The sequence below is a fragment of the Pseudomonas sp. TNT2022 ID642 genome (genome assembly GCF_028656995.1).
Classification (GTDB): Bacteria; Pseudomonadota; Gammaproteobacteria; order Pseudomonadales; family Pseudomonadaceae; genus Aquipseudomonas.
In genome coordinates this window covers 553,156-574,365 of sequence record NZ_JAMDGW010000001.1, presented here as the reverse complement: position 1 = coordinate 574,365, position 21,210 = coordinate 553,156, and the positions used below count along the sequence as shown (strand labels likewise).

Sequence of the window (21,210 nt, the reverse complement as noted above, 5' to 3'; positions counted from 1 at the left end):
AAAATTGGCTCAAACGAGTTCATGCTCCCATTTGTAGCTGCTGTATAGGAATGGTCGGCTGTCTTCCTTGGTAGTCTCCACAACCCTCAGGCGCACCTTCGTGCCTACTGGATAATCTCTGATCTCTCTCGAGCACTCAATCTTCATGTTTTGGGCAAAGGACTGCCCGCTTGTTGGTCGCACGCCATTCTTGCGGCGGGCGGGATCATAGAAAACCTCCGCGATGATTGAAACGTATTCCTTTGGGTCGTGCCTGCGTTCCCAGGTCATGGTCGCTCCTTAATACATCGTATCTGTCGAGACGTGAGTGAAGGTTAGCCAACGCGTGCTGTCAAAGCCTTATATCTGATTTGTGCTCGAACCTAAGAAAACCTGATACTGGATAAGCAACGCGACTTGGACAATGGTTTCCTGATTGGTCACCACCCACGTTTAGAGAACAGCTATGACTTATCTACAGACTTTGTATCGATTGCGATCAGGTTTGTGGATTTTTGGAGGCATAAATCCACGCAACTACAACCTCTGATATCGCGTTCCAAGGCATGGCTTCTGATAGGGCCGTGATTACTTCCACCAGTCCCGAACCTTGAGAGTTTGTGAAAAACATATGAATGGGGCCGTGCAAAATCTTGGCCTCATCCAGAGCGTCGAGGAACGACCCTGCGCTGTGTTTGAAAAGTGTTAGGCGAATTTATGTATACGTGTCTGTGTCCATGCTGAACTCATTGGTCAAATTGGAAGCGGCAGCGATATCCGCTGTAATAATTATCAGATCAAGGTCTCCCTCGGGAGAGGCTGGGCGGGCGGCGTTCCGATGAAGGGCCCGTCCCAAAGCGCACCAAAAATTTCCAGCCGAAAAAACAGGACCAATTTATTTCAGCGCGTCGCGACGATAAACAACCTGGGAAATGGCAGCAGTACCGAGCCATCCGCTAGCGCCGGATAAGCCTTCTCAACCTCCGACAAATACTGCTCCAGGTACTGCGCCTTTTCCGCCTCGGTCAGCGGACTCAGAAACGGAATCAACCCGCTACCCTTGAACCACTCCACCACCCCCGCCGCCCCGCCTGACAGCTGATGGTGATAGGTCGTACGCCACACATCGACCCGAGAGCAATGTGGCCGCAGCATCGAGAAATAATCGCCGGCACTCGCCATGTCAGTACGCAGCCCCGCAGCGCCTGAAAGCTTGCTCGCCCACGGACCCTCCGCGGCAACTTCACGCATCAAGCGGTGTGAGGGTTCATTGAGGTTATCCGGCATCTGGATCGCCAGGCTGCCACCGGCCGACAACTTGCTGGCCAACGCCGGCAACAACGTCGCGTGATCCGGCACCCACTGCAGCACGGCATTGGCGAAGATCACATCAAACGGCCCGGCATCGGCCCACTGATCAATCTCGGCGACATCAAAGCGCAAATCCGGCAAGCGCTTGCGAGCCGCGTCGATCATGTCTGCCGAGCTATCCAGCCCGCTGACCTTCGCCCCGGGAAAACGCTGCACCAACAACTCAGTCGAGTTACCGGGACCACAACCGATATCGACCACTGTTCGCGCTTCAGGTGTGGGAATCGCCGCCAGCAGATCGCGGGCCGGGCGGGTGCGTTCATCTTCGAAAGCGACGTATTGTTTGGCGGACCAACTCATTGCGTTCTCCTGTTCGGGACATTCCAGCGGTTCGTCACGATACAGGCAGCGTCGCGAGCAGTTCCAGTGCGAGACGTTGCAAAGAGTGTCTTCATGCTCATCAAAAAAACCGGCCTTGGGGGCCGGTTCTTTTATCAGTCGTAATAGCCGACCGTTTTCTTCAGATGATCCGAATACTCATAGATGTCATCGACTGAGCTGATCGCATGGCGGGTCTCATTTTTTTCTTCATCAAAGATTCCGATGTACTTCTGCGACCGGTTGAAATGCAGGCGGCAGATCGGTTTGCGATTGTTGTCATCCAGCAGAATCCCAAAATAGCTCTGAGTATCACGTTGAACAATTCGCTTGGCATCGACCACCGACCGAACCAAAGCACGAACGATGTGGTATCCCTCAAGCTCTTCCAGTGTTGTCAGGACTTTGTCGTCTGATTCATCTCGCGGATCCACTGGATCAGTTCCGGTGGACGCGGCCGGCAACGACGCCAGCGCTGGTTGAATTGCACCGCTCATTGCCGATTTGAGTCGGTCATTGATCTGGTCATTCAAAAATTGCACGACGGCTTTTCTGGTCAGTTCATGAAACTGCTCGCGTACTTTTTGTGTGATCACACCGTCGTAAACACGGGAGGCAAAAACCTTAACGAAGTCATCATCCGGTTTACTGACCTGCGCAGCGATCACCTTCTTGATTTGGCTGACATACTTCAGTTCGCCCGCCGCGTTGATGATCGAGTCAACGTCAAAAGCTGACTTCGTCAGTTTGATCAGCTCTGGAACCGAGTACTCATCTATATCGAGAAGATCCAGCTCCAGAAATGGCTTTTCATCCATCTTGTTTGGCGCATCCAGATCGGTAAAAAACTTGTAGATCTGACCGTTGGTGAGGATGGAAATACGAGCGCTGGTGACGTGAAAGTAACGAAATAGCTGGGAGGCGTGATTGATATGCAGAGGCTCACCGATCTTTTTGCACTCAATCAAAATCTGAACTTCGCCCTCCTTCATGATGGCGTAATCAATTTTCTCGCCCTTCTTCGTACCAATGTCACAGACAAACTCTGGCGTCACCTCAGTCGGGTCAAAGACGTCGTAGCCCAACACCGTGCTGATAAATGGCATGACGAACGCATTTTTCGTTGCCTCTTCCGTCTGGATTGCGGCGCTCTGCAACCGTACTTTGGCGGCTAGGCTGGCTAACTTTTCGAAGAATTCCATGAGTGGCCTCTTGCGTGATGTCTGTCCGTGTAATGGGCTACTGGCAATTTGATCGCCACTTGATACTAGCCACAAACCCACACAATGAAAGTTTCGCCATCAGGCGGACATTGCGCGGCCGTGTTTTATCGATAGGGCATGGATGTAAGTAGAATTTTCATAACGCCCCCAATGTCTGAATTTCAAGCACTCCCCCAATAAGGAACACGGCTATGAAATTCGCAAAAATCTCCCAGAAGCTCGCGATGGTGGCCGGTAGTCCCAAGACCTTCATGGGCGCATTGATTCTGATCGGGTTGTGGGGTTTGAGCGGGCCGATCTTTGATTACAACGACACCTGGCAACTGATCATCAACACCTCGACCACCATCATCACCTTCCTGATGGTGTTCCTGATCCAGAACACGCAGAACCGCGATACCGATATTCTGCATTTGAAAATCGATGAATTGCTCTTGGTGACCAAAGAGGCGCAGAACGCGATGCTTGGGCTGGAGGCGCTGGATCTGAAGCAGTTGGAGGCGTTGCGCAGGCACTACCGCTCGTTGGGCGAGGGTGAGGTGTTTAACCTTGAGGGGCTGGGCGAGAAGAGCAAGTCGAAGCAGGATTTGAATGAGTGTTGAGGGTTTAAAATCAAAAGATCGCAGCCTTCGGCAGCTCCTACATAAACAGGTGTAGGAGCTGCCGAAGGCTGCGATCTTTTGATCCTGATTACCGGCTAGCCTGTAAGGCGCGAGCCTTCTCCAGATGACTTTGCAGCTTCGGCAAGGTCTCGTCGGCAAAAGCCTTGATCTCCGGCACGTCCGTGGTCTGCGCTTGCTGCTGAATCTGCTCGATGGCCTCTTCAGTGGCTTTGACCTGACTGGCGGCGTAGGCCTGATCGAAGGAGGCGCCGTCGGTCACTTGCGGCATCATTTCCTTGGCCTTGTCGGCCAGTTCTTCACGGGGCGCGACGGGCAGGTCGAGCTTCTTGGCGATTTTCGCCAGGTGCTGGTTGGCCGTCGTACGGTCGTTGATGACGACGATGGTGTAGTCCTTGACCTCTTTCGATTCGGCCTTGCTGTGGGCCAGACGACTGGCCTCGATGTCGGCCATGCCTTTGGCCGAGGCATCGTTGATGAAATCGGCGGGCGACTGGGCAAAAGCACTGCTGGCACACAGACCCAACAGCGATGCAAAACTCACGGTACGTATACGGGTGGCCATTCGGCTCATGGTCGCGCCCTCCTTACTTGCAAAATTCAAGCGGGAGCTTACGCCCCCGCCTCTCAATCAAAACTACCTTCACCGACTACTTCGATTTCTGAGCGGGCTTGCGGCCCATGTCTGGTTTTGGCTCTTTGTCGACGGTCGTTGTGGTGGTTTTCCCACCTTTGCGACCTGCTTCAGAGGCCTTGGTTCGATCGTTGGCGAAGTTTCCCGAGTTCGAGTTTCTTGAATTAGGCATGATTCTCTACCTCTTGGTAATGATCGTGGCGAGCAGGTGCCCGCCTAGATTGAGAATTTCCCGGGCCGTAAAGGTTTAGAAAAGTTGCAGTCGCTGCGACGAACGGCGGCCCCGGATCAGCTGTTGAGCGCGTGATGGTTCAGGCGTTTGGCGGCGTACATCGCCTGATCGGCATGGCGAAACAGTTGCTGTTCCTCACTGCCGTGCTCTGGATAGCGGGCCACGCCGATGCTTGGTTCGATGTGCAGGTTGTGGCCATCGAGACGCATCGGTTGCACCAGCACCTGTCGGATTTTTTCCGCCACGCCGTCAGCATCTTCCGAAACCTGAACGCTGTGCAGCAGCACGACAAATTCATCGCCGCCAATTCGGGCCACCGTGTCGGTTTCCCGCACGCAGCCCTTGAGGCGGTTGGCCACGGTTTGCAGGAGCATGTCGCCGACGGCGTGACCAAAGGTGTCGTTGACCTGTTTGAAGCGATCCAGGTCGACATACAACAAGGCCATGTGCCCTGATTGCTCGCGAGCGCCGGCCAACGCAGCCTTCAAGCGATCGCGCAGCAATTCACGATTGGGCAGCTGCGTCAGCTGGTCGTACTGCGCCATACGTCGCAGGCGGGCGTGCAATTGCTGGCGTTCGATGGCCGTGGCGACCTGGGCGCAAACGTATTGCAGCAGTTCCTTGTCTTGCTCGGTGTAGCGCTCGCCGCCGGGCAGGCTTTTGACGATCAAGGCGCCGATGGTGCCGTTTTTCGAATTCAACGGCACGCCGAGCCAGCAAGGCGCGTTCTGCCCCGCCACCAACTCGGCGAAATCTACCGGGGAATCCGCACTGTCCGGTGTCAGAAGAATCGGCTGGCCGCTACGGATAACTTCCGTGCACAGCCGCCCGGTGACGGTGCCCGGTTGCTCGGGCTGCAATTCGTGATCGTCGACGTGATAAGGGAAATTCAGTTGTGCGCAGTGCTCGTCGTACAACGCCACGGAGAAATTCATCGCCGGCAGCCATTCGCCGATGATCAGATGAATACGCTTGAACAGCGCCAGCAGATCTTCCGCCGCATGGGCCGCTTCGGAAATCGCGTACAACGCTGCCTGGCGCGACTCGGCCTGCTTGCGCTCGGTGATGTCGCGCGCCACGGCGATGCGCAGTTGATCGACTTCCGACCAGCGCGCCGACCAGAGGATATGCACAACGCTGCCGTCCTTGCGCAGGTAACGGTTTTCGAAGTTGAGTTTGGGTTCGCCACCCATGATTTCGTTGGCGGCTGCGAGGGTGCGCTGACGATCCGCCGGGTGCACCAGCTCGATCATTTGCCGGCCGATCAACTCTTCAGGCGAATAACCGAAAACACGCTCACAAGCGGCACTGACAAAAACGAAGCGACCCTGTTTGTCGACCGCGCAAACGGCGTCCAGCAACAGATCGATAAAACTCGCCAACGGCGCGGAATTTCGGCTTTCCATGGTTCAGCGTGGGTGTCCGGGCAATGCAGCACTGATCAACCATCCCTGACCTTTTTATTGCGCCTCCCTGCACACATTTTCAAGCCTTGTTCGGCATCAGCCCCGGCAGTGCATGCACCAGCGCGTTGATGGCAAAACCGATAAACATCACGCCGCACAAGCGGGTGATAAGCAACTCATGACGCTGATACAGCATGCGTACCCGTTGCGCGCCAACCACGCCAATCAGAATAGCGTAGGCCAGCAGGCCGCCGAGGAAACTCAGGGCAATCAACGCCGGCAGCATCGACCAGTTGAGCAGTTCGGCGCGGCTCGACAGCAGCGCGGTGAACGTTGCGACCGCCACCGGGTAGGCCTTGGGATTGGTCAAGCCGAACAGAATGCCGTGCCAGAACGGCTTGCGCGCCGCGCCCTGCGGCTCGTCACCATTGCGACGCTGGGCGCGCACCGCGCGCCAGCCGAGCCAGAACAAGTACACACCGCTGAGCACACCGAGCACATCAAACGCGGTGCTGCCGATTTCCCGGGCGCCGACAATTGCGATCAGCGCCGTACTGCACCAGACCACATCACCGAGCAGGTGCCCGCAAAGAAACCCCGCCCCGGCCCGTCGCCCGTGGGCTGCACCGATGCCAAACACCGCCAGCACCCCCGGCCCGGGCGTGATGCCGTAAATGAAACCCGAGGCCAGCACGGCCATTAGCAACGATGGAGTCATGGAAAACCTGCAAGCGCCAGAACACGTGGCCGCCAGTCTATAACAGACAAATGTGTCTGATCATGACTCGTCGTAAAAACGCATGCCGGCGTACGGTTTTTGCCGACACGCTGCCAGCCGTGAAGCGAGATCGCCGACGTGAATTTCCAGCTTGTGGCCGTCGGGATCGAGAAAATAGAACGACGCACCTTCGCTGCGGTTATCGCGCCATTCCTGCACATTCGCGGCTTTTAGCTTCTGCACGAGATCTGGAAAATCGGCCGTATTGAGACTGAAAGCGTAATGGGTGTAATCGGCGCACGGTTCGCTTGAACGCAGCGGATCAAGCGACAGACACAACCACAGCCCCGGCAGCGACAGGTAAGCGCCGGCGTCCCACGTGGCTTCGACGCGCAGCTGCAACACATCGCGATAGAACGCCAGACTGCGATTCAAATCGCTGACCGCGAGGGTCAGGTGGTTGAGGCCGGTGAGCATCGGGTCAGTAACCTCTGAGGTCTTCGGGGACGATGTATTGCTGGCCGTCGTAGGTCAGGACGACGCGAGTTTTCTTCATATCGATCGTTTTCGAGATGCACTCCTTGCCCGACAGGAAGGATTTGTAAACTGAACCACTCGAGCTGACGATCAGATCGGCAAAACCATGGTGGCTCGTCGCGCCGAGATCAACAGTCCTGCGGATTTGCGTGTCTTCGGTGGCACACTCATCCGTCCCTTCGCCGAACTCCTTGCGAATCACCAAGCCTTCCAGCACCGGGCGCAACTTGTTGCCTTCGCGCACATATAACGCCAAATCGGTTTTTGCGTAAGGATTGGCTCTGGAGCCGTGACTGGCGAATTTCGAACGCAATCCGAATGCACGGACATCTGCTGCCAATCGGTAGCGGGCCGTATCGATTGTCAGATCGTCGAAACTGATGGCATCGGAATTGTAGGCGCCCGGCTTTGCATAAGTAGCGAGGCTCTTGCCGCTTGTCGAACTGACGAGCGCCAGTTCCAGATCGAACACCCCCATTTCATCGTCGCCCGAATCGGAGAGAAATGAAGATTTCGCCGCAATCGACTGGTCGTTGTACGCCGGCCACGCTTTGCAGCGCGAAAGGGAATGGCCGTCGAACTTCTTCACTTCGCAAGCGGCCTGGGCTTGGGCGGCCATCGTTAAAAGGCCCATCGCGATGAAAGAGCCCAGCAATGTAGTATGCGAGAACATTATTCTTCCTTGAGTAAAAGACATCGGTCTTAGAGGCCTTTGAAATCTTCAGGCATTACGTAGTTTTTGCCGTCATAGCGAAGAGTCGTCAAGACAGGTTTTTGCGTGACGGTATTGGATACACACGCCTCGCCCTCACCCTCGCCAACAGTCGAGCTACGGATCGTTTTGATAATCAGGTCGGCATAGCCATGGCTGCTGGTCTTGGCCAGTGCCACGGTTCGCGTAGTTTCATAGCGCTCTCCCGCACAATTGCCATCCCACTCCCCGCCATATTCAAAAACCACCAGCCGATTCATGACAGGACGCAATGCGTTGCCGTCTTTCACATAGAGCGACAACCAGGTTTCATCCACAGGATTCACGCGCGAAGAGCCTTTGAACCGTACTCGCACGCCAAAGGCCTGCAATTGCGGCGCGAGCTTATAGCGGGCAGTATCGAATTTCAGTTCATCAAGCGCGATGGCATCAACAGAGAATGCGGAGGGCTGATAAAAGCTCGCTAACGGCTGCGAGTCTGCGCTCGCCACCAAGGCCAAACGCAAGTCGTAAAGCCCCACAGTCCCTGATGCGCCATACACCGGATCGGGCGAGAAATTGGCGGCGGCGGTGAGCGTCAGCCCGGGATACGCCGGCCAGTCCTTACAGACGGAAAAATCCATCTCATGCGCCGTGGGTGCCGGCGTGCAATCGGCCAATGCCTGCCCCGCCAGCAACCACCCGCACAATACCGCACAACCGATCCAGCCAGACTTCACTGTCACTTCCTTCTCCTTGAGTACTTTTTCAGCCGCGCACTATCCCCTGCTCAATCGTCCGATTCAACCAGTTCAACGCCTGATCCCCGCCCCGCCGCTTATGCCACGCCAGCACAAACGTGAACGGCGCAATCTCGAACGGCGGCGGGACCACGACCAGTTCGCGCTGATCAATCTCGCGCACGCTGCGTGAAGACACCGTAAGAATCAGATCCGTGCCACTGATGAACTGCGGCGCGACGTTCCAGTGCGGCAGGCTGATCGCGACGCGGCGACGCTCACGCAGAGAGGTCAATGCGCGCTCGATTTCCGGCGTGCCGCTGCCGCGCATCTCCAGCAGTACATGTGGTCGTGACAGGTAGGTCGGCAAATCCAGCACACCGCTGGCCGGCAGCGTCTGGCGATCCAGCAGGCAGACGTAGCGCTCTTCAAACAGTACCGAGCTGCGCAGTTCGTGGGGCATTTCTGGGAAGACGCCGGCGGCGACGTCGATATCGCCATTGAGCACGCCTTCCAGCATGCCTTCGCGACTGGCATGGCTGATTTGCAGGTCGATCCCCGGCGCTTCATGGCGCAAGGTGCGGATCAGCTTAGGCAGAATGATCGCTGCGCCGTAATCCGACATCGCCACGCGAAACGTCCTGCGCGCACTCGCCGGATCGAAGGTGTTCGGCGCCAGCAGCGATTGCACCTGAGCCAGCGCTTCGGCCAACGGCGCGACCAGTTCCAGCGCTCGCGCGGTGGGCACCAGCGTCGAGCCGGCCCGCACCAGCAGCGGATCGCCGAGCAGGTCGCGCAACCGCGCCAGCGCATGGCTGACCGCCGGTTGACTGAGGTGCAAACGCTCGGCGGCGCGGGTGACGTGCTGCTCGCTGAGCAGGGCGTCGAGGATCACCAACAGGTTGAGGTCGATACGACGCAGATCATTCATCTGATGCATGTACTGGATGACGAAACGGAATTTAAATCTGCGCGACGAATACTCTAGAGTCCAGCAAAACCTCTTGGAGTGATGAACATGAGTACGTTGCAGTGGGCCGGTTTGCTGGTGCTGGCCGCGTTTGCCGGGGCGCTGGTGCCGTTTCAGAGTGCGATCAACAGCAACCTGGCGCGGGGACTGGGGCATCCGTTGTGGGCAACATTGGCGTCGTTGCTGGTCAGCGTGATCGTGTTGCTGCCGGTGATTCTGGCGTTGCGTTTGCCATTACCGTCGCTGGCGTTTATCAGCAAGGCGCCGCTGTGGATGTGGGCCGGTGGTGCGTTTGGTGTGTGTTTTGTGGCGTTGGCGGTAGTGTTGTTGCCCAAGCTTGGCGCTTCAGGGTTTGTCGCGCTGGCGTTGGCTGGGCAAGTCATTGCGTCGATGGTGCTGGATCACTTCGGGTGGTTCGGGCTGGCTGAAAAACAACTGACGGTATCGCGGGTGTCGGGCGCGCTGTTGTTGATTGCCGGGGTGGTGTTGATTCAGTTGGGTGAGGTGTTTGAGAAGAATGCAGTGGCCGTTGGATGATCGTTTGAATCGATGCTTTTCAGTGTCTGGAAGTCCGTCTTCGCGAGCAGGCTCGCTCCCACAGGGGATCGAATTTCAATGTGGGAGCGGGCCTGTTTGCGAACGCGTCACAGCAGGCCAACGATCTCGGAGGATTGACGTTCTGCCAATCAACCGACGGGGGATTTCACAGATCACTGACCGATGCGGTAAGCAAGCGAATCAGTTGCGCACTTCCATTGCTGTTCCCCAAGACCAGCACCGATGAATTCTGCAGACAGGCACTCTTGGCAGGCCACTCGATCTGCGCCGCACCCTCGACTTTGAATGCCGGATCCACGGCGCCATTTGCCAAAAAGCCTCCCGTCAGTAAACCTCGTGTGCCCCCCGAGGTTTGTCCAGCCGTGACGATTCGATTGCCGGCGCCGTCATCCAGGGCGACCCCTTCCGTCCAGCTCCTGAGATCGAGGGTCCCTGTCGCAGGGGTGATAACCGGATATTTGCCATTGAACGTTTCATCCGTCTCGCCGGTGTGGGTGATGCCGCTGATAAACGCATGCTGGAACTTGTCCCCTGCCGACGCTTCGACCGCCGATCCGAGCAAGAGCAAGCGCTCTGACGTTTGCACAATGATCTGCTCGACCGAGCTTTCGAGCGGCTGGTCATCCTTTTGAAGGTTCAACAGCAATGTCCCGTTGTTGCCAAACGCTTCTGCGACTTTTCCGGTGTGGTCGAACGCCATGACCAACCCCTGGTTGGTGACTTGTGTTTTCCCAAACACCAGAGTCAGCCCATTGCCCAGTTGGATGATCCCCTGCAACGTGATCGCCACCTGTGGCAGCGTCAGAACAATCCAGCCGTTGTCAGCGAACGATGAATCGTCAGAGCCATCGAGATGGAACCGCGTCAGCAAGCCACTGCCCTTTTGCGAGGTCACGAACAACAGTCTGTCCGGCTCTGCTGCCTGAGGAGTGGATTTCGCCAGAATCAGACGCCCACCCGTGGCACCTGTCAGCAGAGGAATACGCGTGGGCACAATCCGATAGCCGCTCTTATCCTCACCGAATCCGGTATCCGGCGAGCCGTCGGGCAGGAAGCGGGCGATGACCTGTTGGTAATCGATGGCCGTGTCTTTGATCACGGCAATCACACCACACAGATAGATCCGACCGTTTGCGTCAACGATCAACTGCCCGCCTTGCGACAGCCGACCACTGCCAAACTGGTCGCGAAGATAGCCGTCATCACCAAAGCCCGGATCTGGATTGCCATTGGCATCCAGACGCGCCAGGCCGTAGTACGAAAGGCCCGATACCTCAACGGTTGCGCTGACCATGATCTGCCCTGATGGGGTTATCGCCACCCCACGGCCAATGGTCTTGCTCGCTCCGGGAAAACTCAGCGTTCGCAGGCCAAAGCGATCATCCAGCTCTCCTGCTGACTGTGCTTTTGCTGTTTTGGGGGCTTTCGATACTGTGGGTGCTGTGGCTTTCGGCATGTTCGTGTGCTCCTTGAGAGATCGAAGTCGACCCCCGTTGTCAGAGCATTCGATCCGAAGCAGCCACGCCAGACAACTGACAGAAATGACAGTTTTTTAGAAGAAAATGAAATTACCAACCAAGCAAAAAAAGCTAAAAAACTGGTAGTTTTTACAGGTTCGAAACGAAATTCGTCATGCCAATCTCTCGGTTCAAATCCAGCCTGAAACGAGAAGAGCAATGAGCACTCCCGATAAGCCCATTACCGAACCATTCGCGCCGACTATCAAACTCCCCGAAGAGGGAAAGGAAACGGGGGTTGCAACACTGTTTCTCGGCAGCGGTATACCAGGTGCTCTGGTGCAGGTTTGGAACATTGAAGAGACGCATTCGCTGGGTGGAGGACAGGTCAGCGCAAATGGACGATGGACGTTTAGCTTCAGCGGTGCCCAGTTCCCGGGAGAGCATGGGATCAAGGCCCGCCAGGAGGTGGAAGGCGTCATGTCAGGTTGGAGTGAGGAGCGCAAATACAAGGTGCTCCTGCAGCCCCCCATCAACATTCCGGTCGTTATGGAACCGGAGGAAGAAGCCGAGGTAGATGCCGTTCCGGTCTTTTATGGCGATGTCACCCAGCCCATTGGCATCGTTAGCATTATCGATTTGGACACCGGCCTGGAGATTGCCAGAGCCAACGTCGACAGCGAAATGCAATGGCATACTCAACCTACCCTCCCCCTGAAGGAAGGCAGGTATCGAATATCCGCCATTCACAACATCAATGGAAAATTGTCAGATTGGGGCCGTGTTCGAACGTTTACGGTGACCACTGAGGGCGAGGGCTGACTCCCTCATAAGCGCTCAAAACGCGTTGCGAAAAATCTCCTCGATCTGGCGCTGATCGGCCGCCCGTGGATTGGTCAAACCGCAGGCGTCTTTCAACGCATTGGTCGCGAGCAGCGGAATGTCACTGAGCCTGGCGCCGAGTTCGCGCAAACCACCGGGAATCTCGACATCTTTGGCCAGGCAGCGGATCGCATTGATCGCCGCCTGCGCGCCCTCTTCCGCGCTGAAACCGCGAATATCTGCGCCCATGGCGTGAGCAACATCGGTCAGCCGATCGGCACACACCAGCGCGTTGAACGTCTGCACATGAGGCAGCAGCACGGCGTTGCACACGCCATGGGCCAAGTCGTAGAACCCGCCCAATTGATGCGCCATCGCATGCACGTAACCGAGCGAGGCATTGTTGAAAGCCATGCCGGCGAGGAACTGCGCGTACGCCATGTTCTCTCGTGCGGCGAGGTCGCTGCCGTCGCGCACGGCCAGGCGCAGGTTGTTGCTGATCAGGGTCATGGCTTTCAGCGCGCAAGCGTCGGTGATCGGGTTGGCGGCAGTCGACACGTAGGCTTCGATGGCGTGGGTCAGTGCGTCCATGCCGGTGGCGGCGGTCAGACCTTTGGGCATGGCGACCATCAGCGCCGGGTCGTTGACCGACAGCAGCGGCGTGACGTTGCGGTCGACGATGGCCATTTTCACGTGCCGCGATTCGTCGGTGATGATGCAGAACCGGGTCATCTCACTGGCGGTGCCGGCGGTGGTGTTGATCGCGATCAGTGGCAGTTGCGGCTTGCTTGATTGATCGACACCTTCGTAATCGCTGATCTGCCCGCCGTTGGTCGCGCACAGGGCAATGCCTTTGGCGCAGTCGTGCGGCGAACCGCCGCCCAGCGACACAACGAAGTCGCAGCGACTCTCTTTGAGCAATCCCAGCCCCGACTCGACATTGGCAATGCTCGGGTTCGGTTTGGCGCCGTCAAAAATCACCGAATCGATGTCCTGCATTGCCAGTTTCTCGGCGACCATCGTGGCCACGCCAGCCTTGGCCAGGCCCGCGTCAGTGACGATCAACGCTTTGCGAAAACCGTAGTTGCGAATGGCGACCATAGCTTCATCAAGGCAGCCGTTGCCCATGATGTTTACCGCCGGAATGAAAAAGGTGCTGGTCATGCGCGCATCTCCTGACAGGGGCCGAATCGACTGCTCCGGTTCGGCGGATAGACACAGCATCGACCGATCGGTCACGAGCGATGTTGATCTGGCTCAATGCCCGCTCGTGATAAAGTCGCCGTCCATCAGCCCTTATGTTTTGAGACCGCCTACGCAATGACCGATTTTCTCGATGTCGACGCCAGCCTCGAAGACTGGAACACCCTGCGCGCCGCGACCGACTTCAACGGCTTGCTGGTGGGCAATGGCGCCAGTCGTGCGGTGTGGGATGACTTCGGCTATGACTCGCTGTTCGAAAACGCCCGAACCGTCGAGGAGAAACCGCTGAGCCCGTCGGAACTGGCGGTGTTCGACGCCATGCAGACGCGCAGCTTCGAGCAGGTACTCGGCGCGCTGAAAACCACCAGCCGGGTCAACAAAGCGTTGGCCGTCAGCTCGGCGGCGCCGCGCAACCGCTACTACGCGATCAAGGAAGCGCTGATCAATACCGTGCACGCGGTGCACATTCCGTGGCGACTGGTGAAGCCTTCGACGCTGGCGACGTTAAACGAAGAACTGGCGCGCTATCGCACGGTGTTCACCACCAATTACGACTTGCTCAACTACTGGGCGCTGCAGCATCAAAGCGACGCCATCGACGATCTGTTCAACGGTCCGAATGCCAGTTTCGACCTGAGCGAAAGCACCACCGACAAACCCCGTTTGCTGTACCTGCACGGCGGTCTGCATCTGGTGCGCAATCAGGACGGCACGGCGCGCAAGCTGACTTCAACCGAAGGCACGTTGCTTGGTAGTTTTGCGATCAACAACACGATCAAAACGCTGGATGACGTGCCGCTGTTCGTCACCGAAGGACCGAGTGCGGACAAGCTCAAGACCATTCGCAGTTCGGATTACCTGTCGTTCTGTTATGAGCAATTGCTCGGGCATGGCGGCAGTTTGTGCATTTTTGGCCATGCCTTGGGCGAGCAGGATGCGCACATCGTTCGGGCGCTGCGGTTGGCGAAACCGAAGACTGTGGCGATCTCGATTTACCCGCGCAGTGCGGCGTTTGTTCAGCATCAGAAGCGGCATTACGCGCAGGTGTTTGAGGGGACCGGGGTTGAGTTGCGGTTCTTTGATGCCAAGAGCCATGCGCTCGGCAGCCCTAAGTTGTCGGTGCCCGTCGAGGTTTAAAGCAAGATCAAAAGATCGTCCGAAGGCTCGGGCCGCGTTCGGACGATCTTTTGACTCTAAGGTTCATTCTTCGGCGCTGTGCACCACCACCAGCAACTGCGCCTGCACCTCGCCCACCGAGCGGATCCGGTGCGGTTTCTGCGCATTGAAGTGCAACGCATCGCCGCGCTCCAGCAGCACCTTCTCGTTCATGAAATCCACTTCGACCTGCCCTTCGTGGACGAACAGAAATTCCTCGCCCAAGTGTTCTTTGAAGGTTTTGTCGCTGAACTCGCTCGGCGGGTAAATGATGAACGGCAGCAAGTTACGCTCGCTGACCTGATGGGCCAGCACCGCATAACCGGGGCTCTGATCATTCGCTGCGAGTGACTGGCGCTCGTGGCTGCGCACCAGGCTGTAGCTGTCGAGGCTGACGTTGTCTTCGGAAAACAATTCCTCGACTTTCACGTTCAGCGCCTTAGCCAGTTTCAACGCGGCGGCAATCGACGGGGTGTTCAGCCCGCGCTCGACTTTGGACAGATAACTCTTGGTCATGCCGGATTTTTCGGCCAGTGCCTCAAGGGTTACGCCAAGTTTTTTTCTCAATAATTTCAAACGGATAGACATGCGCGGCGGTTATTCCAGCAAGGAAGCGACGATTTGTGCTTGCCAATGACACTTTGTGTCATATAGCCTCTTTCGTGTCATTTGCAGTCACCCAAAGGACACAGACATGGCCAAGACATTAGCACTACCCAAAGACCAACTGGTCAAGCAAGCACTGACCCAGATGCAAAAAAGCCTGGCGGATAATACGTGGACGGACCGGCAAAAGCTGGCCCTGACCTGCCGGATTCTCTTCGAGAACGGTCACGACTCAGGCCTCGCCGGCCAAATCACCGCCCGTGGCCCGCAGCCCGGCACCTATTACACTCAGCAATTGGGCCTGGGTTTCGACGAAATCACCGCGAGCAATCTGCTGCTGGTCAACGAGGACCTGGAAATCCTCGAAGGTCACGGCATGGCCAACCCGGCCAACCGTTTCCACAGCTGGGTATACCGCGCTCGCCCGGATGTGAATTGCATCATTCACACCCACCCGACGCACGTCGCGGCGTTGTCGATGCTGGAAGTACCGCTGCAGATTTCCCACATGGACCTGTGCCCGCTGTACGACGACTGCGCATTTCTCGAGGGCTGGCCGGGTGTGCCGGTGGGTAACGAAGAAGGCGAGCTGATTGCCGGTGCGCTGGGCGACAAACGCGCGATCCTGCTTTCGCACCACGGTCAGCTGTCGACCGGTACGACGATTGAAGAAGCCTGCGTCATCGCCCAATTGATCGAACGGGCGACGAAGCTGCAACTGCTGGCGATGGCCGCCGGCACGATCAAACCGATCCTCCCGGAGCTGGGCCGCGAGGCGCACGACTGGATCGCCAAGCCGAAACGCCACGCCGCTGCCTTCAACTATTACGCCCGGCAGAACCTGCGCCAACACGCCGATTGCCTGAACTGAACCTATTTACGGAGAGATTCCCATGTCCACTATTCACGGCATCATCGGCTACACCATCACCCCGTTCGGCGCCAATGGCGAAGGGCTGGATTTGCCAGCGCTCGGGCAATCGATCGATCGCCTGATCGACAGCGGCGTCCACGCCATCGCGCCGCTGGGCAGCACCGGCGAAGGCGCTTACCTGAGCGATGCGGAGTGGGATCAGGTCGCCGAGTTCAGCATCAAGCATGTGGCCAAACGCGTACCGACCATTGTCAGCGTGTCCGACCTGACCACTGCCAAAGCCGTGCGCCGCGCGCGTTTCGCTGAAGCTCACGGTGCCGACGTGGTAATGGTGCTGCCGGCTTCGTACTGGAAACTCACCGAGGCGGAAATCCTCGCGCACTACCGTGCCATCGGCGAGAGCATCGGCGTGCCAATCATGCTCTACAACAACCCGGCCACCAGCGGCACCGACATGTCGGTGGATTTGATTCTGCGCATCGTCAATGCCGTGGAAAACGTGACCATGGTCAAGGAGAGCACCGGCGATATTCAGCGCATGCACAAACTGCAACTGCTCGGCGAAGGTCAGGTGCCGTTCTACAACGGCTGCAATCCGCTGGCACTGGAAGCGTTTGCCGCCGGGGCGAAGGGCTGGTGCACGGCGGCGCCGAACTTGATTCCACAACTGAATCTGGACTTGTACGAGGCCGCCATGGCCGGTGATCTGGATCGCGCGCGGGATTTGTTTTACCGCCAGTTGCCGCTGCTGGAATTCATCCTCAAGGGCGGCTTGCCGGCGACGATCAAGGCAGGTTTGCGTCAGACCGGGCTTGAGGTGGGCGATCCGCGCTTGCCGGTGTTTCCGCTGAGTGAAGCGGGGCAAACGCAGCTGCAAGCGATCCTGAAAACCCTGCACTGATCTACTGACAACGCAAAAACCTGTGGGAGCTGGCTTGCCAGCGATGGCGGTGGATCATTCAACATCGATGCTGAATGAAATGGCCTCATCGCTGGCAAGCCAGCTCCCACAGGAATGGTGGTGGATTTGAAAATGGGTTCAGAGGACGGGCAAAGTCTTGTCCTTGATCACTTTGCTCGGTCCGTTCGCCTTCACACTGGCAATGCCTTTATCGCACGCCGCATCCGATGAATACGCCTCGCTGCTGCCGATGACCTGATGATTGGCGGCTTTCAGGTTGAAATACGGATGGCCGTCCTTCGTCGATTTCTTCTCGTAGCGCTCATCCAGCGGGCTGTTGGTCTGCACCGCCGCGATGCCGCCGTCGGCCGCTGCGCGAGTGGTGTACAGCTCGCTGGTCAGAATCGTTTCGGCATTCGCCGCTTTCAACACGAACCTGAACTGGCCGTTGCTGCTTTTACTGAGTTCGTACCATCCGGACATGCTCGTTGCTCCTTGGCGATTGAGAGATTTCGCGCTTCAGAGTAAAGACCAGTCCTGATTATCTGTCGCCTGTACCGGCCCTATCGCTGGCAAGCCAGCTCCCACAGAGGTCTGTTGTGTGCCCTATAACTGTGCCGCATCACAATACCTGTGGGAGCTGGCTTGCCAGCGATGGGGTCAACCCGGCCTGGCCTATTTCACCACCGCCCGCACCACCGACAACTCCGGCGCACTCACCCGTCGCTGACTCAGATAGCGCGTACAACTCACCCGCAGGAACGAGGCAAAATTCACCACTTCGCCGCGATAATCCATCACCTCCTCATACAGCTTGGCGATCAGTTGGTTGGTGGTCATACCGTCGACCTCGGCGATTTCGCTGAGGATGTCCCAGAACTGATTCTCCAGGCGCAACGTCGTCACCACGCCGCAGATGCGCAGCGAGCGCGAGCGTGACTCGTAGAGAATCGGGTCGGCCTTGACGTAGAGCTCGCACATCGGCGAATCCTCGTTACAGGGTGATTTTGGTGCCGAGCAAACCGAGGAACCCGGCCAGCCAGTTCGGATGTGCCGGCCACGCCGGTGCCGTGGCCAGATTGCCTTGAACGTGGCCGTCCGTCACTGGAATGTCGATGTACGTACCGCCCGCCAGTCGCACTTCCGGCGCGCAGGCCGGGTAGGCGCTGCACTCACGACCTTCCAGTACACCCGCCGCCGCCAGCAATTGCGCACCGTGGCAGACCGCGGCAATCGGTTTTCCGGCCTTGTCGAAGGCGCGCACCAGGTCGAGGACTTTTTCGTTGAGGCGCAGGTATTCCGGCGCACGCCCGCCGGGGATCAACAGCGCGTCGTAATCGGCTTCGCTGACCTTGGCGAAGTCAAAGTTGAGGGCGAACAGGTGACCGGGCTTTTCGCTGTAAGTCTGGTCGCCTTCGAAGTCATGGATCGCAGTGCGCACGGTCTGGCCGGCAGCCTTGTCCGGGCACACGCCGTGGACGGTGTGACCGACCATTTGCAGGGCCTGGAACGGCACCATCACTTCGTAGTCTTCGACGTAATCGCCGACCAGCATCAGGATCTTTTTCGCGGCCATGGGGAGGACTCCTCTGGAGAATGCTTGGGAGTGTTCAAGGTAGACCTAATCTGGAGCTCCGGGTAACAACCGGCTACTACCTGAAAGACCGTGTCATCGTTCTTCGCGAGCAGGCTCGCTCCCACATTGGAATGCGATCCACTGTGGGAGCGAGCCTGCTCGCGAAGAGGTCGTCAAACTGTACGGATAAGTCTGTGCCTAGCTGTAACAGCCCGAACTCCGCAGGTTATGGCTAGATGAAGATACCTTTCAGCCACCTCAACATCTGGTCCACCATCATGTCCTCGCGCGAAAACACCGGCATGGCCCTCGGCCTGCTCGGCGTGGTGATTTTCAGCCTTACCCTGCCCTTCACCCGCATCGTGGTGCAGGAACTGCACCCGCTGCTCAACGGTTTGGGCCGCGCATTGTTCGCAGCAATTCCGGCGGCGCTGCTGTTGTTGTGGCGTCGCGAGAAGTGGCCGACATGGCAGCAAGTCAAAGGCCTGAGCCTGGTGATCGCCGGGGTGATTCTGGGTTTTCCGGTGTTGTCGGCGTGGGCCATGCAAACCTTGCCGGCGTCCCACGGTGCGCTGGTCAACGGCCTGCAACCATTGTGCGTGGCGCTGTATGCCGCGTGGTTGTCCCATGAACGCCCGTCAAAAGCCTTCTGGGCCTGCGCGGCGCTGGGCAGTGCGTTGGTGCTCGGTTATGCGTTGTACACCGGTGCCGGCAGTATTCAGGCGGGCGATCTGTTGATGCTCGGCGCGATTGCCGTCGGAGGACTGGGCTACGCCGAGGGCGGCCGGTTGGCCAAGGAGATGGGCGGCTGGCAGGTGATCTGCTGGGCGCTGGTGCTGTCGACGCCGCTGTTGATCGGGCCGGTGTGGTATCTGGCGCTGCAGCATCATGGCGCGGTGTCGGCCAAGACCTGGTGGGCGTTTGGTTATGTGGCGTTGTTTTCGCAGTTTCTTGGATTCTTTGCCTGGTACGCCGGGCTGGCCATGGGCGGCATTGCCCGGGTCAGTCAGATCCAGTTGCTGCAGATCTTCTTCACCATCGCGTTTTCGGCGTTGTTCTTTGGTGAACATGTCGAGCCGATTACCTGGGTGTTTGCCTGTGGGGTGATTGCGACGGTCATGCTCGGGCGCAAAACCGCCGTGCGCCCTGCCCAACCTGCCACGGCCTGAACACATTCCCTTGTAGGAGCTGCCGCAGGCTCGGGCCGCGATCGGACGATCTTTTGATCTTGTTTTTTAAGATCAAAAGATCGCAGCCTTCGGCAGCTCCTACAGTGGTTTTATTTCAGATCTTGTCAGGTCAGGTAGCCGTCGGCGCGCAGCAGGGTTTCCAGGCAGTGCTCGCTGATGTGGTAGAAGGCCTTCAACTCTTCGATCTTCACCAACAACTGCGCCGGGTCCACCGGCTCGGCGCGTTTCACCGCCAGAATCATCTTGTTCTTGTTGGTGTGCTCCAGCGAGATGAACTCGAATACCTTGGTCTCGTAACCGCAGGCCTCGAGGAACAATGCGCGCAGGCTGTCGGTGACCATTTCGGCCTGCTGGCCCAAGTGCAAACCGTATTGCAGCATCGGTTTGAGCAGCGCCGGACTCTGGATCTGCAGGCGGATCTGTTTGTGGCAGCACGGCGAGCACATGATGATCGACGCGCCGGAGCGGATGCCGGTGTGGATCGCGTAGTCGGTGGCGATATCGCAGGCATGCAGGGCGATCATCACGTCCAGCTCGCTCGGCGCCACGCTGCGCACATCACCGCACTTGAACACCAGCCCCGGATGATCGAGCTTCGCCGCGGCGGCGTTGCACAGGTTGACCATTTCTTCACGCAACTCGACGCCAGTGACCTCGCCCTCGGCGTTCAAGGTGTTGCGCAGGTAATCGTGAATCGCGAACGTCAGGTAACCCTTGCCCGAACCGAAATCCGCCACCCGCACCGGTTTGTCCAGCGCCAGCGGCGACGAGGTCAGGGCGTGGCTGAACACTTCGATGAACTTGTTGATCTGCTTCCATTTGCGCGACATCGCCGGGATCAGCTCATGCTGCGCATTGGTCACGCCCAGATCCTTGAGGAACGGTCGGCTCAGCTCAAGGAAACGGTTTTTCTCGCGGTTGTGCTCGGCGGACGGTGCTTCGCGCAATTGCTGAGGTTTGCTCTTGAACAGCGAAGGCTTGCCCTTTTTGCTGTATTCGAGCTGCGCTTCATCAGTTACCGCCAGTAAATGGGCATTTTTGAACGAGGCTGGCAGTAGCGCGGCAATCGTCGCCACGCCTTCGTTCAGCGGCAGGTTTTTGGTGATGTCGCGGGTTTTGTAGCGATAGACGAACGACAGATTCGGCTGCGCCTTGACCGTCACCGGTTTGATGATGACTCGCTGCAAATCCACTTCTTCGCCGACGTACTTGGCCAGCACCAGTTTGATGAAGCCGTTCTGGTCGAGGCTGGTTTGCAGCAGCTCGATGAACTGGGCGTGGTGATCAGGCGCGGGTTTGGTGGCAGGAGCAGTAACGGACATGGAAAAGCGGCCTCGGACGGGCGAAATCGGGAATGGCGGGTATTTTAGGGGGGATGGGGGTTGGGGACACGCTCTTATTTACCGAACGGTTGGTTAAAGCGGCCCTC

General features: G+C 57.8%; 25 protein-coding genes. 7 read left to right on the top strand and 18 right to left on the bottom strand.

The features are described from left to right. Positions 1 to 9: 9 nt before the first annotated feature. The 3 genes from M5G26_RS02685 to M5G26_RS02675 form a co-directional block, all read right to left on the bottom strand. A complete protein-coding gene (locus tag M5G26_RS02685; RefSeq protein WP_273914379.1) occupies positions 10 to 270 on the bottom strand; it encodes a hypothetical protein in 261 nt (86 codons plus the stop codon). 609 nt (positions 271 to 879) lie between these two features. Beyond that, a complete protein-coding gene (tam, locus tag M5G26_RS02680; RefSeq protein ID WP_273914378.1) occupies positions 880 to 1,650 on the bottom strand; it encodes a trans-aconitate 2-methyltransferase in 771 nt (256 codons plus the stop codon). Positions 1,651 to 1,784: 134 nt separating this feature from the next. Beyond that, the gene (locus tag M5G26_RS02675) at positions 1,785 to 2,870 is read right to left on the bottom strand and encodes a type I restriction endonuclease (RefSeq protein WP_220558258.1); all 1,086 of its coding nucleotides are present in this window, start codon (positions 2,868 to 2,870) and stop codon (positions 1,785 to 1,787) included. A 212-nt stretch (positions 2,871 to 3,082) separates the two neighbouring features. Between M5G26_RS02675 and M5G26_RS02670 the strand changes: the two genes are divergently transcribed. Then, positions 3,083 to 3,493, top strand: a complete 411-nt coding sequence (locus M5G26_RS02670; protein WP_007911483.1) for a low affinity iron permease family protein — start codon at positions 3,083 to 3,085, stop codon at positions 3,491 to 3,493. A gap of 88 nt (positions 3,494 to 3,581) precedes the next feature. Here M5G26_RS02670 and M5G26_RS02665 read toward each other — a convergent pair whose 3' ends face one another. The 8 genes from M5G26_RS02665 to M5G26_RS02630 form a co-directional block, all read right to left on the bottom strand. Continuing rightward, positions 3,582 to 4,085, bottom strand: coding sequence for a DUF4142 domain-containing protein (locus M5G26_RS02665; protein WP_273914377.1), 504 nt, complete (start codon positions 4,083 to 4,085; stop codon positions 3,582 to 3,584). Positions 4,086 to 4,161: 76 nt separating this feature from the next. Continuing rightward, positions 4,162 to 4,317, bottom strand: coding sequence for a KGG domain-containing protein (locus tag M5G26_RS02660; protein ID WP_007911485.1), 156 nt, complete (start codon positions 4,315 to 4,317; stop codon positions 4,162 to 4,164). A 116-nt stretch (positions 4,318 to 4,433) separates the two neighbouring features. Beyond that, positions 4,434 to 5,783 carry a sensor domain-containing protein gene (locus tag M5G26_RS02655; protein ID WP_150692081.1) on the bottom strand — a complete coding sequence of 450 codons (1,350 nt, stop codon included), beginning with the start codon at positions 5,781 to 5,783 and terminating at the stop codon, positions 4,434 to 4,436. A gap of 79 nt (positions 5,784 to 5,862) precedes the next feature. Beyond that, the gene (locus tag M5G26_RS02650) at positions 5,863 to 6,501 is read right to left on the bottom strand and encodes a LysE family translocator (protein WP_134178092.1); all 639 of its coding nucleotides are present in this window, start codon (positions 6,499 to 6,501) and stop codon (positions 5,863 to 5,865) included. A 60-nt stretch (positions 6,502 to 6,561) separates the two neighbouring features. Next, a complete protein-coding gene (gene fos / locus M5G26_RS02645) occupies positions 6,562 to 6,978 on the bottom strand; it encodes a fosfomycin resistance glutathione transferase (protein ID WP_273914376.1) in 417 nt (138 codons plus the stop codon). Positions 6,979 to 6,982: 4 nt separating this feature from the next. After that, complete coding sequence (locus M5G26_RS02640; protein ID WP_273914375.1) at positions 6,983 to 7,711, bottom strand: hypothetical protein; 729 nt, start codon at positions 7,709 to 7,711, stop codon at positions 6,983 to 6,985. Positions 7,712 to 7,740: 29 nt separating this feature from the next. Further along, positions 7,741 to 8,475, bottom strand: coding sequence for a hypothetical protein (locus M5G26_RS02635; protein ID WP_273914374.1), 735 nt, complete (start codon positions 8,473 to 8,475; stop codon positions 7,741 to 7,743). Between the two features lie 22 nt (positions 8,476 to 8,497). Continuing rightward, positions 8,498 to 9,409 carry a LysR substrate-binding domain-containing protein gene (locus tag M5G26_RS02630; RefSeq protein WP_273914373.1) on the bottom strand — a complete coding sequence of 304 codons (912 nt, stop codon included), beginning with the start codon at positions 9,407 to 9,409 and terminating at the stop codon, positions 8,498 to 8,500. 78 nt (positions 9,410 to 9,487) lie between these two features. On the opposite strand from M5G26_RS02630, the gene M5G26_RS02625 reads away from it, so the two are divergent. Then, a complete protein-coding gene (locus tag M5G26_RS02625) occupies positions 9,488 to 9,976 on the top strand; it encodes a DMT family transporter (protein WP_273914372.1) in 489 nt (162 codons plus the stop codon). 166 nt (positions 9,977 to 10,142) lie between these two features. On the opposite strand, the gene M5G26_RS02620 is transcribed toward M5G26_RS02625, so the two are convergent. Next, a complete protein-coding gene (locus tag M5G26_RS02620) occupies positions 10,143 to 11,453 on the bottom strand; it encodes a hypothetical protein (protein WP_273914371.1) in 1,311 nt (436 codons plus the stop codon). Positions 11,454 to 11,673: 220 nt separating this feature from the next. Between M5G26_RS02620 and M5G26_RS02615 the strand changes: the two genes are divergently transcribed. After that, positions 11,674 to 12,276, top strand: a complete 603-nt coding sequence (locus M5G26_RS02615; protein WP_273914370.1) for a hypothetical protein — start codon at positions 11,674 to 11,676, stop codon at positions 12,274 to 12,276. Between the two features lie 15 nt (positions 12,277 to 12,291). Here M5G26_RS02615 and yiaY read toward each other — a convergent pair whose 3' ends face one another. Further along, complete coding sequence (gene yiaY, locus M5G26_RS02610; protein ID WP_273914368.1) at positions 12,292 to 13,440, bottom strand: L-threonine dehydrogenase; 1,149 nt, start codon at positions 13,438 to 13,440, stop codon at positions 12,292 to 12,294. 156 nt (positions 13,441 to 13,596) lie between these two features. On the opposite strand from yiaY, the gene M5G26_RS02605 reads away from it, so the two are divergent. Beyond that, entirely contained in the window at positions 13,597 to 14,616 is a 1,020-nt protein-coding gene (locus M5G26_RS02605; RefSeq protein WP_273914367.1) for a DUF4917 family protein, read from the top strand. Positions 14,617 to 14,679: 63 nt separating this feature from the next. Here the strand turns inward: M5G26_RS02605 and M5G26_RS02600 are convergent, their stop codons facing one another. Continuing rightward, a complete protein-coding gene (locus M5G26_RS02600) occupies positions 14,680 to 15,222 on the bottom strand; it encodes a helix-turn-helix domain-containing protein (protein ID WP_273914366.1) in 543 nt (180 codons plus the stop codon). A gap of 106 nt (positions 15,223 to 15,328) precedes the next feature. Between M5G26_RS02600 and M5G26_RS02595 the strand changes: the two genes are divergently transcribed. Both M5G26_RS02595 and M5G26_RS02590 read left to right on the top strand, forming a co-directional pair. Beyond that, on the top strand, positions 15,329 to 16,111 hold the full coding sequence (locus M5G26_RS02595; protein ID WP_273914365.1) for an aldolase: 783 nt from the start codon (positions 15,329 to 15,331) through the stop codon (positions 16,109 to 16,111). A 22-nt stretch (positions 16,112 to 16,133) separates the two neighbouring features. After that, positions 16,134 to 17,015, top strand: a complete 882-nt coding sequence (locus tag M5G26_RS02590; RefSeq protein WP_273914364.1) for a dihydrodipicolinate synthase family protein — start codon at positions 16,134 to 16,136, stop codon at positions 17,013 to 17,015. A 138-nt stretch (positions 17,016 to 17,153) separates the two neighbouring features. On the opposite strand, the gene M5G26_RS02585 is transcribed toward M5G26_RS02590, so the two are convergent. From M5G26_RS02585 to M5G26_RS02575, 3 genes are all read right to left on the bottom strand, one after another. Then, positions 17,154 to 17,498, bottom strand: coding sequence for a YegP family protein (locus tag M5G26_RS02585; protein WP_116028834.1), 345 nt, complete (start codon positions 17,496 to 17,498; stop codon positions 17,154 to 17,156). Positions 17,499 to 17,690: 192 nt separating this feature from the next. Then, positions 17,691 to 17,996, bottom strand: coding sequence for a ribbon-helix-helix domain-containing protein (locus tag M5G26_RS02580; RefSeq protein WP_016982789.1), 306 nt, complete (start codon positions 17,994 to 17,996; stop codon positions 17,691 to 17,693). Between the two features lie 13 nt (positions 17,997 to 18,009). After that, positions 18,010 to 18,591, bottom strand: a complete 582-nt coding sequence (locus M5G26_RS02575) for a DJ-1/PfpI family protein (protein WP_134178082.1) — start codon at positions 18,589 to 18,591, stop codon at positions 18,010 to 18,012. Between the two features lie 278 nt (positions 18,592 to 18,869). On the opposite strand from M5G26_RS02575, the gene M5G26_RS02570 reads away from it, so the two are divergent. Continuing rightward, complete coding sequence (locus M5G26_RS02570; protein ID WP_134178081.1) at positions 18,870 to 19,760, top strand: DMT family transporter; 891 nt, start codon at positions 18,870 to 18,872, stop codon at positions 19,758 to 19,760. Positions 19,761 to 19,885: 125 nt separating this feature from the next. Here the strand turns inward: M5G26_RS02570 and M5G26_RS02565 are convergent, their stop codons facing one another. Beyond that, complete coding sequence (locus M5G26_RS02565) at positions 19,886 to 21,103, bottom strand: class I SAM-dependent methyltransferase (RefSeq protein ID WP_273914363.1); 1,218 nt, start codon at positions 21,101 to 21,103, stop codon at positions 19,886 to 19,888. Positions 21,104 to 21,210 lie beyond the last annotated feature (107 nt).